This window comes from Pseudotabrizicola alkalilacus, assembly GCF_003443995.1.
Lineage (GTDB): Bacteria > Pseudomonadota > Alphaproteobacteria > Rhodobacterales > Rhodobacteraceae > Pseudotabrizicola > Pseudotabrizicola alkalilacus.
In genome coordinates, this window is the sequence record NZ_QWEY01000015.1 from 1 (window position 1) to 11,603 (window position 11,603).

An 11,603-nucleotide genomic window follows, 5' to 3' on the forward strand; every position below is an offset into this window, starting at 1 on the left:
ATGTTTGGAAAACTCAAGGACTGGAGGCGCATTCACACACGATACGACCGCTGCGCCCACACCTTCATGTCCGCAATCGCCATAGCCGCCATCGTCATCTTCTGGATATGATCAATGAGTCCTGAGCCTAGTGAAGTAAACCTGATTAATCCTGAAGATAGTGCGTCAACCGGGCAAAGCTTGCCTGCACTCCTCCTGCAGGAGAATCTTCTGCAAGAAAACTGTCTAACCCCGGCCACAGGCGGATTGCCTGATCGACCATAGGGTCGCTGCCTTTTTCATATAACCCTGCCTGAACCATCATTTCGGCGCGATCCCATGCCGAAAGCAAGGCTCTGGCGCGGGAAATCAGGCCGTTCTCGGCGTCACTTGCTACGGCAGGCAGGCTACGGGAGACCGAGCGCAGCAGATCAACTGCGGGAAATCGCCCCCGCTCTGCGATCCTGCGATCCAGAATGACGTGACCGTCGAGCACGCCGCGCAGAATATCTGCAACTGGCTCTTCCATATCCGACCCCGCAACCAGAACGGTAAAGACCGCTGTAATATCTCCTTGCCCATCAACACCCGGTCCCGCACGTTCTGCCAGGGCCATGATCGCGTGCTGGAGCGAGGGGGGATAGCCCCGCAAACTTGGCGGCTCGCCTGCTGACAACGCAATCTCACGATGGGCTTCGGCAAAGCGCGTGATGCTGTCGGCAAGGAGCAACACATTCAGCCCCTTGTCGCGGAAATGCTCCGCCACGGTGATCGCTGTCAGGGCGCAACGGCGACGCAGCAACGGTGACCGGTCAGAAGTGGCGGCGATCACGATGCTGCGCTTCATGCCCTCTGGCCCCAGAACGCTTTCGGTAAATTCTCGCAGCTCACGACCGCGCTCCCCGATGAGCGCAATCACCACGATATCGGCAGAGAGCGCCCGCGCAAAGCTGCCCAGCAAGCTAGATTTTCCGACACCCGACCCCGAAAAAAGCCCGATTCGCTGCCCTCGTGCAATCGGCAAAAGCGTGTCGAAGGCCGCTTTACCGGTACTGAGCCGCTCGCCCAGCCGCCTGCGGCGCGCTGGTGGTGGCGGGGCTGAGGAAAGACTGCGCAATTCGGTTCCCGAAAAGAGCGGGCGCCCATCCAGAGGTTGACCGAGCGGATCAATCACCCGGCCGATCCAGCTTTCATCCGGCGCAATCCGGGCAGGGCCATGCAACGCGATTTCCGCGCCAATGGCCAGGCCATCCAACCCGTCATCGGGCAGGACGGTCAGGGAATCAGGGCCGATCCCGATAACTTCCCCCCCGCTCTGATTTTTTGCACCAATAGCGATTCGGTCCCCCAAAGCGGCCGCATGTTGCAGGCCCCGAACAGAAATTGTTCCGCCCCCGGCGGTGCGGATCCGTCCGATCGGATGCGAAAGACTGATCCGGGCGATCTGATGGCTTAGCGGGGTAAAAATATCGGTCATGGGATTCTCCCTTTGTTCGGTGATTACGTTTTTTAAAGGAATCACCCCTAAGAACTGATGAAGCGGATCGAGGGAGAAGCCCCGGTGTTTGAAAAACTTGGATTGACCAGAATGGCACAGGCACTTGCAGCCCACGCGGGCTCTCGGGTTGAAGTGGTGGCGCGCAATGTGGCTAATGCTGATACCCCCGGCTTTCGGGCGATGGACATGCCGGCATTTGCCAGCATGTATGAGGATGACGGGTTTTCACTTCGCGGCACCCGTGTCGGTCACATTGTGAATGAAAGATCACTTTCCTCCTCACCCGTGATGTCCGGCTCCGGGATGACCCCCAATGGCAATGATGTTTCCTTGGATCAGCAGATGATGAAGGCGATCGAGGCGCGCCAAAGCCACGAGATGGCATTGGCAGTCTATCGCAGCACCTCTGCCATTATCCGCACATCACTTGGCCGGAACAATTGAGGGGGATGACATGACAGATCTTTTGAAGGCATTGTCGCTCTCGGCCTCTGGAATGGAGGCTCAGGCAAAGCGGCTGCGGCATGTGTCCGAGAATATCGCCAACGCTGACACGCCCGGATACCAGCGCAAACTGGTTTCCTTTCAGTCAGAGATGAATACTGGAGCGGTTTCCGCCGCACGTGTCCGATTGGATAAAACGCCGCTGCCAAAACTCTTCGACCCCAGCCATCCTTTGGCTGATACGACCGGTCACTATGATGGATCGAATGTCGATCTGGTGATCGAAATCGCTGACGCGCGCGAAGCGCAGCGCAGCTATGAGGCTAACCTCAGACTCTTCGATCAGGCGCGGCAGATGACGCAGAGCCTGTTCGATCTCATCCGTCGATAGGAGATCCAGAATGGATATCAAGAAGTCTCTGGCCGCGCAGGCCTATGCGCAAACCCGTTCAGCGGTGGCGCTTGAGCCACCCCCGAATTCAGCCGAGGATGGCGCGGCGCGGTTTCTGGGCAGTTTTGCCGAAACGCTGTCGCGTGGCGAGGAAACGGCCCGCGCCGCAATGACTGGCGGAGCCGACCCACATGCTTTGGTCGAAGCCCTGGCCTCGTCTCAGACTGCAGTGGAAACGGTGGTTACCGTGCGTGACCGTGTGGTTGAGGCATATCAGGAAATCCTGAGGATGCCGGTATGAACAGCCCGACGACCGAGGGTGTCATCTTTGACATCCTACGGCAGGGCCTCTGGATTGCCGTTACCATTTCTGCCCCGCTTCTGATTGTGGCGCTGGTTGCGGGTGTGGTTGTGGGCCTGTTTCAGGCCCTGACCTCTATCCAGGAGATGACGCTGACTTTTGTTCCAAAGGTGGGCGCGATGCTGATCGTTTTCTGGGTATCGATGAGCTTTATGACCGCAACGCTTGTGACGTTTTTTACCGATGCAATCATTCCTTTGATTGAGGGAAATTGACATGGATACCCCCGGTTACACCGCTTTGACCCGGCAGTCGGGCCTGATGCGTGAAATGCAGGTGATTGCCAACAACATTGCGAATATTTCTACCAACGGGTTCCGGCGTGAGGGGGTGGTTTTTTCCGAATACGTCACCCGGCTGGAGGGGGAGCCTTCGCTTTCGATGGCCCACGGGAATGCCCGCCATGTCGATCTTGGTCAGGCTGGTTTGTCACAGACGGGCGGCATCTTTGATCTGGGTCTTCAGGGCGAAGGGTTCTTTCTGATCGCCGCTCCAGAAGGCGAACGGCTGACCCGTGCCGGGAGCTTTTCGCCGAATGCCGAGGGTGTGCTGGTCAATTCAGATGGGTTTGCTTTGCTGGATGCTGGCGGAGCCTCCGTTCCGGCGCCGCTTGGTGCTGGTGCGGTCTCTATTGCGTCGGATGGCACCATGTCTGCCGACGGCCAGCCGATTGCCCAGATCGGCGTCTGGCGCCCGGTTGATCCGCTGTCGCTGCGTCATCAGGCGGGAACACTGTTTGCAGCAGATGACATCGAGCCGGCCGAAGGCGCCGTGATCCGGCAGGGGTTTCTTGAGGACAGCAATGTCGAACCCGTTTCGGAAATTGCCCGCATGATCACGGTTCAGCGGGCCTATGAGCTGGGCCAGAAGTTCCTGGATGCCGAGGATCAGCGCCAGCGCAACGTTATCCAAACACTTGGCCGATAGGAGAAACCTATGAAAGCGCTGCAAATTGCCGCAACCGGCATGGCCGCACAACAAATGCGGGTCGATGTTGTGGCGCACAACCTCGCGAACATGTCGACCACGGGATATAATGCCCGACGGGCCGATTTTGCCGATCTTCACTATCAGCAGCTGGCGCGCCCCGGCTCTGTATCTGCCAGCGATGGCACCTTGTTGCCGACCGGGGTGCAACTGGGGCTGGGTGTCAGGCCTGCCGCCGTCTCGGTCATCCTTGCGCAAGGGCCGCTGACCCAGACCGGTGGCGATCTTGATGTCGCGATCGAGGGGTTGGGCTATCTTGAGGTCACGCTGCCCGGCGGTAATGCCGCCTATACCCGCGACGGCGCGCTGAAGCGCACCGGAGAGGGGTTGATCGTCGACTCCGAGGGGAATCAGGTTGCGCCGGGCATTACGATTCCCGCAGATGCGCGGTCCCTTGCCATCAATGCGGACGGCGAAGTTTACGCCTATTTCGGGGATCGGGCAGAGCCCGAACTGCTGGGAGCCTTGTCGCTGGCGGGCTTTACCAACGAAAAAGGACTAGAAGCCATCGGGTCAAACCTTTTTCTGGAAACCGAGGCCTCTGGCCCTCCGCTTCAGGCCGCACCGGGTGAGAATGGTCTGGGCACATTGCGCCAGGGCTATCTTGAAGAAAGCTCGGTTGACGCGGTCCGTGAGGTGACCGAACTGATCAAGGCGCAGCGTGGGTATGAGTTGAATGCAAAGGTGATCACCGCTGCGGATCAGATGCTGTCAGCCACCACACAGGTCCGCTGATGCGCTGGATGGTTCTTTGCCTTTTTCCCCTGCCGGCTTTTGCCGATGCGTTGATTCCGAACCGTATCATAAAGGCGGGTCAGGTGATTGAAGCGGCTGATATTTCCGTTGTCGATGCCGACATTCCGGGCACGGCAACTGACCCCGCCCTTGTGGCTGGCCAAGAGGCGCGTGTGGCGCTGTATCCGGGGCGCCCCATTCGTAACGGTCAATTCGGCCCGCCTGCAATCGTCCTTAGAAACCAAGTTGTCTCACTCTCTTATGTCATGGGAACACTTGCCATTTTTACCGAAGGCCGCGCACTTGATCGTGGCGGTGTTGGCGATGTGATCCCCGTAGTAAATCTCTCTTCACGCAACACGGTGCAAGGGCGGATCATGCCCGATGGCACCGTGAGCGTCGTCCGGACAGAAGGATAGCCCATGCGCACTGCTCTTTGTTTCATGCTTTTTCTGGCGGGGTGCGGCTCACTTGACCAGGTGGGAAAAGCCCCGGATTTTTCGCCATTGGAAGGCAGCTATCAGCATCATGCGATGTATTCCAATGCGCTGCCAGATCAGGCAGATCCGGATGGCCCGACCGACGCCTCGTCGCTCTGGACGGCGAGCCGGGCATCGCTCCTCGGCGACAGGCGTGCCGGAAAACGCGGCGATATTCTGACCGTTGTGATCGAGATCGACGACAGGGCAGAGATTTCCAACTCTTCAGGCCGGTCCCGTACCGGGAATCAGACGATGGGAATGCCCCAGCTTCTAGGGATTCCACAACGCCTCAACAAGGCCCTGCCGGAAGGGGCAACGATGGCGGAGGCGGTGAATACAAACTCGTCGTCGACCTTTTCGGGGAACGGTTCGGTGTCACGCAACGAAAAGATGACTTTGCGGGTCGCAGCTACCGTGGTCGAAGAACTGGCCAACGGTGTTTTGCGGATCGAAGGGCAGCAGGAGGTCAGGGTAAATTTTGAATTACGCGAGCTGATCGTGACCGGATATGTGCGCCCGGCGGATATCTCCAGAGCGAATGAAGTGACCTACGATAAAATTGCGGGGGCGCGGATTGCCTATGGCGGCCGGGGGCAGATAACTGATGTTCAGCAGCCCCGCTATGGTCAGCAGATTACCGACATCCTTCTGCCGTTCTGAGGACATAATGCGCAAACTCCTTCCTCTGTTGCTGATTTTGCTTGGTGCGGGTGCCGGAGTTGGGGCGGGGTTTTTCCTGCGTCCACCGCCTGCGGCTGCGGTGGGGGATGAACATGGTGCAGATCCCGCTCCGCAAACTGCAAATGAAGCGGCAAAGAGCGATCAACTGCCTGAGTTTGTGAAACTGACCAATCAGTTCATTGTGCCGGTCGTCGAAAAGAACCGGATTGTCTCGCTTGTGATCCTTTCCCTGAGCCTTGAGGTGAAGCCGGGGGGGACCGAACGGGTTTTTGCGCAGGAACCCAAGCTGAGGGATGGGATTCTTCAGCTCTTGTTTGATCATGCGAATACGGGCGGGTTCCGGGGCTCATTTACCGATGCGGACAATCTGGTCATCCTGCGCAGGGGGCTGAAGGAGGTCGCACAGCGTGTGCTGGGTGACATGGTAAAGGATGTTCTGATCACCGATATGATCCGCCAGGACAGCTGACCACCAGTTTCAGGTGACCGATCTGGCAAACGGGTTGGTGAAAACCCGTTCGGTCTGATCCGGCGGAAAGATTCTTGCTTGCATATTGTTGTGGCGCCAAGCCTACAAGTTGCTGTGCCCCCCGAGCAGCGCAAGCGGCCCGGTGACCGTTTCCCGTGCCATACCATACAGGCCCGCAGAATCACCGGCGTTTTGTCAGTTTGCCAAGCACTTCGGCGCGTCCGAAGGATTTTTGCGCATCGGCCTTTGCAGCAAGCCATTTGACAGTGTCCCGGGCCAGCTGCTGATTGAGCAAGATACGACGGTTCATGGTCCACAGACCGAAACGGTCAACGACTTGTGCCGCGATCACAGGGTCCAGTCCAGTGGTTGGTTGTGTTTTGTCGAGGCCCGAAAGCAGCGACTGAGTTCCGGCCTTTTGAGCCGAGGCGAGTGTCAGCCGGGACAGATCCCGGTCCCGCATCAGCTGCGCGATCTTTTCCAGCTTGCGCAGGTTTTCCAGGGTGTTCATCGGGTGCGCGCCTTTGCCCGTTTGCGCATCGCTTCGGCAAAGCGGATGGCGGCCGCGACAGCGCGGTAGTGATCCCGCGCGATGGGCTTTCCGATCTCGACCATGGCAAACAGGGATCGTGCCGTCGGGGGATCGGAATGGATCGGCACGCCATGCTCTGCCGCGGCCTCGCGAATGCGGCGGGCGATTTCATCAACGCCCTTGGCCACGACAATGGGGGCAGTCGGTGCGCCTTTTGTCCAGCGAAGGGCAACCGCATAGTGGCTTGGATTGACGATCACCACACTGGCTGTCGCCACTTCGGCCAGCATCTGATTCATCGCGATATCCTGCCCCCGTTGCCGCCGTTGCGACTTAGTATGCGGGTCGCCTTCGCTTTCTTTCATTTCATCCATCATGTCTTTGCGTGACATACGGTTGCGCTGCAAAAGAGAGTGGTTCTGCCAAAGCAGATCAAGACCACCGATGGCGGCGGTCACCAGAATGACAATCATCAGAAACTGGCCAAGCAGAGCGATCAGTTGTACGAGCCCTTGGCGTGGATCGAGGGACGCGGAAGCCAGGATGTTGTCAGCATGGCTGATGAGGAACCAGCCCAGAGCGACAGACACGATCATCAGCTTTGAGAAGTTCTTTGCAAACTCCACCAGACCTTCGGCGCCGAATTTTTTCTTTGCGGTCGCCAAGGGTGAAATGCGGGAGAGCTTCGGTGCCAGCTTGTCCGGGGCAAAGACGATTGCCTGTTGCGCAAACAGGGCAAGCCAAACAGCCGCCGCAGGAACCAGCAGCAGCAGCACAAAGGGCAGAACCGACGCCTGAAGCACGCCAGCGATGACAGCACGCGCGGACTCCGTAGCCAGTCGGGCAATGTCGGGCGCTTGGCCGATCAGGATGCTGGCGGCAAGAGCTGCCTTTTCCACCGCGGGCGCACCGGCCAGCCCGGCAACAAGCAGCCCGGCATAAGAGGCTGCTGCCAGCAGTTCGGTTGATTTGGCGATGTCGCCCTTACGGCGTGCATCTGCCAGCTTTTTCTCGCTGGGCGCGTGTTCCTTTTCGCTCGGGCTCTGATCGTCAGATTTTGACATCTGCGATCACCGTATCGGGCCGGAAGGGGCGACAAGAAAGCTGTTCAAGGACTGAAGCCAGATCGCCAAGGCAAGGGGGGCGACCAGTGCAAGCAGGATCAGCCCACCGAAGCTGAGCGCAGGGGCGCCTATAAAGGTCACCATCAACTGTGGCATGGCGCGGTTGATGACTCCGAGCGCCACGTTGTAAATCAGGGATGCAATGACAAAGGGCATCGCAATCATGAATGCCATGGCAAAGGCGCGCCCGGTCTGGGCGACACCCCACTCGGCCATAAGACCCGCAGACGGCCATTGACCGGCGGGAAGCATTTCATAGCCAAGCAGCAGGTAATCGAGCACCCGCAAATGCAGCTCTGCGGTGACGGCGAGCGCCAGCCCGGTCGTCACCAGAAGTTTGGAAATTGCGGGCTGTGCCTCTGCTCCGGCGGGAAACAGCTGCGACAGCGAGGTGGCATTTGCGGCGATTGAGCCCGCAGTCATCAGAGATAGGACGAACAGGCGTACCATCAGTCCAAGCGCCAGACCGATCGCCACTTCGGGCGCAAAGCCGGTACTGAACGAAATACCGTCCAGCATGGGCTCGACGCCGGGGAACAGCGCGGCAGAGAGCATCACTGCCAGGACCAGCCTGATCCGGGCAGGAATTGTGGTCTCGCCAAAGGCCGGAAGTGTGGCCATCACCGCCCCGACACGCAGAAAAACCAGCGCCGCCGCCTCTGCCTGATCTGCGACGAGCGCATGAGAGGTCATCAGCAGGGTGAGGATCTCGTTCATTGCGGGACCAGACCAACAATGGCGGGCCGCGCTTCCAGCCCGATTTCCTCATACGACAACACAGGTGCGCTCAGGCCCTTTGCAGCCAGAACGGTGCGGACAAACCGTCGCCTCAACGTGGTGGTCACAACGGCGGCGGTGATGCCGCTTTCGGCGGCTCGGTTCAGCTTTTCTGCCAGCAGTCCAGAGAGACGGGCAAACTGATCGGGCGGCAGGGCGATGTCGCGATGGCCACGCTCCCCGTCGATCTGATAGGTGGCAAAGGTCTTTTCCCACTCAGGTGCGATCTGGATCAGGGGTATCGTGCCATCATTGCGCTTCAGTTCCGAGACAAGCTGAAATCCGATCCTTTGCCGCACATGTTCGCAGATTGCTTCGGCGGACGGCAGGCCCCGGCCTTCGGCAATGGCTTCGAGGATCAGGGGCAGATTGCGGATCGACACCCGCTCATCCAGCAAAAGACGCAGGACCGACAGCAGCAGGTCGACCGGCACCTTTTCCGGGATCATGTCATCCAGCAGTTTGCGGTTCGACTCGGCGCGGCTGGGTTCGGACACGTTGATGAACTCATCCAGCAGCCGTCGCAACCCACGCAAAGACAGCAAACGGGCCAGGTTGGCGCGGATCACTTCCATCAGATGGGTGGCGAGCACTTCGGGAGGGGAAACGACGGTCATACCGGCAATCACTGCATCTTCCTGCTGCTCCGGAAGAATCCAGCGCGCGGGTGTGCCGTAGACGGGCTCGCTGACATCAATGCCATCGGGGGCTGGCATCCCCTCATTCAGCAGGACAAGGCAGCGCTCGGGCATCAGCCGGTTGGTCACGCGCTCTACCCCCTGAATGCGGATACGGTAGGTGCCATGCGGCAAGGCGGGTTCGTCGGTCAGGCGAATTTCGGGCAGGATCAGGCCAAAGCTGGCCGCAATATGGTTGCGCATGTTCCCGATACGGCCATCAAGACCGGTTGCCGGATCCAGCACCATGGCAACGAGGTCGGGAGAGAATTCCAGATGAAGCTCATCAAAATCAAGCACATCTCCCAAAGCCCGTTTGCGCTCTGGCTCGACAGCGGGCAGCAGGGGCATTGCGGTCTGGACAGAGCGTCGATGGACCAATAGCGCTGTGCCGGCCAGTACCCCGGCCCCCAGGATAAACGGCAGAAAGGGCATGCCCGGCACCAGCGCAAAAAGCGCCATCAGAACGGCCACAGTGCCGAGCGCACCGGGGTAACGCCCAAGTTGGGCAAAGAATGAAACATCTGCCGCGCCTTTGGCGCCGCCACGGGCAAGCAACAGAGCTGCGGCGACCGAGATGATGACGGCGGGGATCTGGCTGACAAGACCATCGCCGACGGTGAGGATTGCATAGGTTTTGAAGGCTTGCGCGACCTGCATATCATGCAGGAACACGCCCATCACCAGACCCATGATGATGTTTAGCATGGTGATCAGCAGGCCGGCAACCGCATCACCCTTTACAAATTTCGAGGCCCCGTCGAGAGAGCCGAAAAAGTTGGTCTCAGCCAGTTCGCGTTCGCGGCGTTCCTTGGCTTCGGTATGGTCGATTGCGCCTGCGGCCATATCGGCGTCAATCGCCAGCTGGCGGCCCGGCATCCCATCAAGCGCAAAGCGCGCCCCGACCTCTGCCATGCGGCCTGCGCCTTTGGTGATAACCATGAAGTTCACGATCAGCAAAACGCAAAAAATGACCAGACCGAGCAGAACATTGCCGCCCATGATGAAATTGGCGAACCCTTCGATCACCGCCCCCGCAGCGTCGGTACCGGTGTGACCTTCGCCGATGATCAGTTTGGTGGACGAGACGTTGAGCGACAGGCGCAGCATCAGCGAAGACAGAAGGATGGTCGGGAACGCCGAGAAATCCAGCGGACGTTCGATAAAAAGCGTCACCGTCAGCATCAGGATCGCAAGCGCAAAGGACAGCGCCAGCCCGATGTCGAGCATCCAGGCAGGAACCGGCAGGATCATCATGACGATGACCGACATCAGGGCCAGCGCCAGAAGAATGGTGGGGCGGAACAGCAGGGCGAGTCGGGCTTGGGCGGTCATTCTGGCTACCGGAACAAAGGGACGGCAGCGCGGTCGGACAGTGTTGTCACCAACGACCCATGCGCACCTGCCACGCCGGGCATCAGCAGGGGATAAAGGTTTTCACGTGACGCCGTCTGCAAAGGGCCTGAGGGGGCCGCCACCTGCATTTTGGTATCCATCAAGGCAGAAACTCTTGCCAGATAGGCCGTTGCCGCACCGCTTTGCCGCGAATGATAGGCCCCGATTGCATCGTCCCACGACCCGAATTCCTGATACAGCTGCAACAGAAAACGCGCCGCATAGAGGGCATTTTCCGCAGGGTCAAACATCGCCTCCAATGAGGTGAACTGAGTGCCGTGCCAGCGCATGTTGATCTGAAAGCACCCGATATCAATGTTGGTTTCACCATTGCCCATGGCAAGCGAGACGTGATCCATCGCGTCAGACTTTGACTTAAAGAACGACCCGGACCCGGCTTGATTGACGGCCCAAGGCCAGGGTGAAAGCACCCCGCCAATGGTGCGCCCGGTTTCGACACGCGAAATTGCCAGAAGCACGGTTGCTGGAACGCCGGTGATCTCGGCGGCCCTGCCACCTGCCGCGTCACACAGGTTCTGGCTGTCGTGCGATGTGCTGGCCTGAGCGCTGGCAATCCCCATTGCCAAAAAGCCCGCCACCAGCGAAAGACCCCAGATAAACAAAGACGCAGTCTGTCGCATAGGTTTCACCTGCCCGGATGACGCGCACCATTCTGATGCTGTGATGACCATACGAAGCGAATCTTTCGAAATCGGAAACACCATGCGGTAGGATGCGGGCTTGACCCTGCCTTTGGCCTCGTTACCCTTGCGCCCAAGGGTGGAGGCAACCCACAGAAGACGGAGCAGATGAATGACCCAACGGCTACACTTGGTGTTTGGGGGGGAACTTGTGGACCCTGCCAAATCGACGTTTGCAGATGTGAACGACATCCATATCGTGGGCATGTTTCCCGACTATGCCTCGGCGCACAAAGCGTGGAAGGCAGAGGCACAGCGTACAGTCGACAATGCGCATATGCGGTATTTCATCGCACATATTCACCGTCTGCGTGATGAAGAGCAGGCCGGATCGGTGACGGAAGAACTGGGCCGGTAATGTGCCGGGCAA

16 protein-coding genes and 1 pseudogene are annotated in these 11,603 nt (G+C 59.0%); 11 read left to right on the top strand and 6 right to left on the bottom strand.

The features are described 5' to 3' along the window. Nucleotides 1–111: pseudogene (locus D1012_RS19540) on the top strand (IS5/IS1182 family transposase); the annotation flags it as partial. Between the two features lie 34 nt (nucleotides 112–145). Here D1012_RS19540 and D1012_RS19545 read toward each other — a convergent pair. Then, nucleotides 146–1,456, bottom strand: a complete 1,311-nt coding sequence (locus tag D1012_RS19545) for a FliI/YscN family ATPase (protein WP_118155817.1) — start codon at nucleotides 1,454–1,456, stop codon at nucleotides 146–148. Nucleotides 1,457–1,513: 57 nt separating this feature from the next. Here D1012_RS19545 and D1012_RS19550 point away from each other — a divergent pair, with 57 nt between their 5' ends. From D1012_RS19550 to D1012_RS19590, 9 genes are read left to right on the top strand one after another with little or no spacing between them, the layout of a single operon-like run. Continuing rightward, nucleotides 1,514–1,921 carry a FlgB family protein gene (locus D1012_RS19550; protein ID WP_233517199.1) on the top strand — a complete coding sequence of 136 codons (408 nt, stop codon included), beginning with the start codon at nucleotides 1,514–1,516 and terminating at the stop codon, nucleotides 1,919–1,921. Between the two features lie 10 nt (nucleotides 1,922–1,931). After that, a complete protein-coding gene (gene flgC, locus D1012_RS19555) occupies nucleotides 1,932–2,312 on the top strand; it encodes a flagellar basal body rod protein FlgC (RefSeq protein ID WP_118155818.1) in 381 nt (126 codons plus the stop codon). A 10-nt stretch (nucleotides 2,313–2,322) separates the two neighbouring features. Beyond that, on the top strand, nucleotides 2,323–2,613 hold the full coding sequence (gene fliE / locus D1012_RS19560; protein ID WP_118155819.1) for a flagellar hook-basal body complex protein FliE: 291 nt from the start codon (nucleotides 2,323–2,325) through the stop codon (nucleotides 2,611–2,613). After that, nucleotides 2,610–2,888: a flagellar biosynthetic protein FliQ gene (locus D1012_RS19565; RefSeq protein WP_118155820.1), complete on the top strand. Its 279-nt coding sequence runs from the start codon at nucleotides 2,610–2,612 to the stop codon at nucleotides 2,886–2,888. The genes fliE and D1012_RS19565 overlap by 4 nt, the downstream gene beginning before the upstream one ends. A 1-nt stretch (nucleotide 2,889) precedes the next feature. Next, the gene (locus tag D1012_RS19570; RefSeq protein ID WP_118155821.1) at nucleotides 2,890–3,600 is read left to right on the top strand and encodes a flagellar hook-basal body complex protein; all 711 of its coding nucleotides are present in this window, start codon (nucleotides 2,890–2,892) and stop codon (nucleotides 3,598–3,600) included. Between the two features lie 9 nt (nucleotides 3,601–3,609). Continuing rightward, the gene (flgG, locus tag D1012_RS19575) at nucleotides 3,610–4,395 is read left to right on the top strand and encodes a flagellar basal-body rod protein FlgG (protein WP_118155822.1); all 786 of its coding nucleotides are present in this window, start codon (nucleotides 3,610–3,612) and stop codon (nucleotides 4,393–4,395) included. Continuing rightward, nucleotides 4,395–4,814: a flagellar basal body P-ring formation chaperone FlgA gene (gene flgA / locus D1012_RS19580; RefSeq protein WP_118155823.1), complete on the top strand. Its 420-nt coding sequence runs from the start codon at nucleotides 4,395–4,397 to the stop codon at nucleotides 4,812–4,814. Before flgG ends, flgA begins: the two co-directional genes overlap by 1 nt. 3 nt (nucleotides 4,815–4,817) lie before the next feature. Then, complete coding sequence (gene flgH, locus D1012_RS19585) at nucleotides 4,818–5,537, top strand: flagellar basal body L-ring protein FlgH (RefSeq protein WP_118155824.1); 720 nt, start codon at nucleotides 4,818–4,820, stop codon at nucleotides 5,535–5,537. 7 nt (nucleotides 5,538–5,544) lie between these two features. Then, entirely contained in the window at nucleotides 5,545–6,027 is a 483-nt protein-coding gene (locus D1012_RS19590) for a flagellar basal body-associated FliL family protein (protein WP_199489577.1), read from the top strand. A gap of 181 nt (nucleotides 6,028–6,208) precedes the next feature. Here the strand turns inward: D1012_RS19590 and D1012_RS19595 are convergent, their stop codons facing one another. Genes D1012_RS19595 through D1012_RS19615 form a run of 5 tightly spaced genes read right to left on the bottom strand, consistent with a single transcriptional unit; the run spans nucleotide 6,209 to nucleotide 11,173 of the window. Further along, nucleotides 6,209–6,538: a hypothetical protein gene (locus D1012_RS19595; RefSeq protein ID WP_118155825.1), complete on the bottom strand. Its 330-nt coding sequence runs from the start codon at nucleotides 6,536–6,538 to the stop codon at nucleotides 6,209–6,211. Further along, nucleotides 6,535–7,623: a flagellar type III secretion system protein FlhB gene (gene flhB, locus D1012_RS19600; RefSeq protein WP_118155826.1), complete on the bottom strand. Its 1,089-nt coding sequence runs from the start codon at nucleotides 7,621–7,623 to the stop codon at nucleotides 6,535–6,537. The genes D1012_RS19595 and flhB overlap by 4 nt, the downstream gene beginning before the upstream one ends. 6 nt (nucleotides 7,624–7,629) lie before the next feature. Beyond that, complete coding sequence (locus D1012_RS19605) at nucleotides 7,630–8,400, bottom strand: flagellar biosynthetic protein FliR (protein WP_233517201.1); 771 nt, start codon at nucleotides 8,398–8,400, stop codon at nucleotides 7,630–7,632. After that, complete coding sequence (locus D1012_RS19610) at nucleotides 8,397–10,472, bottom strand: flagellar biosynthesis protein FlhA (RefSeq protein WP_118155827.1); 2,076 nt, start codon at nucleotides 10,470–10,472, stop codon at nucleotides 8,397–8,399. Before D1012_RS19610 ends, D1012_RS19605 begins: the two co-directional genes overlap by 4 nt. Nucleotides 10,473–10,477: 5 nt before the next feature. Further along, nucleotides 10,478–11,173 (bottom strand): transglycosylase SLT domain-containing protein, encoded by a 696-nt coding sequence (locus D1012_RS19615; protein ID WP_158569405.1) that lies wholly within the window; start codon nucleotides 11,171–11,173, stop codon nucleotides 10,478–10,480. A 172-nt stretch (nucleotides 11,174–11,345) separates the two neighbouring features. Between D1012_RS19615 and D1012_RS19620 the strand changes: the two genes are divergently transcribed. Further along, complete coding sequence (locus tag D1012_RS19620) at nucleotides 11,346–11,591, top strand: DUF4170 domain-containing protein (RefSeq protein ID WP_118155884.1); 246 nt, start codon at nucleotides 11,346–11,348, stop codon at nucleotides 11,589–11,591. The last annotated feature ends 12 nt before the right edge of the window (nucleotides 11,592–11,603 follow it).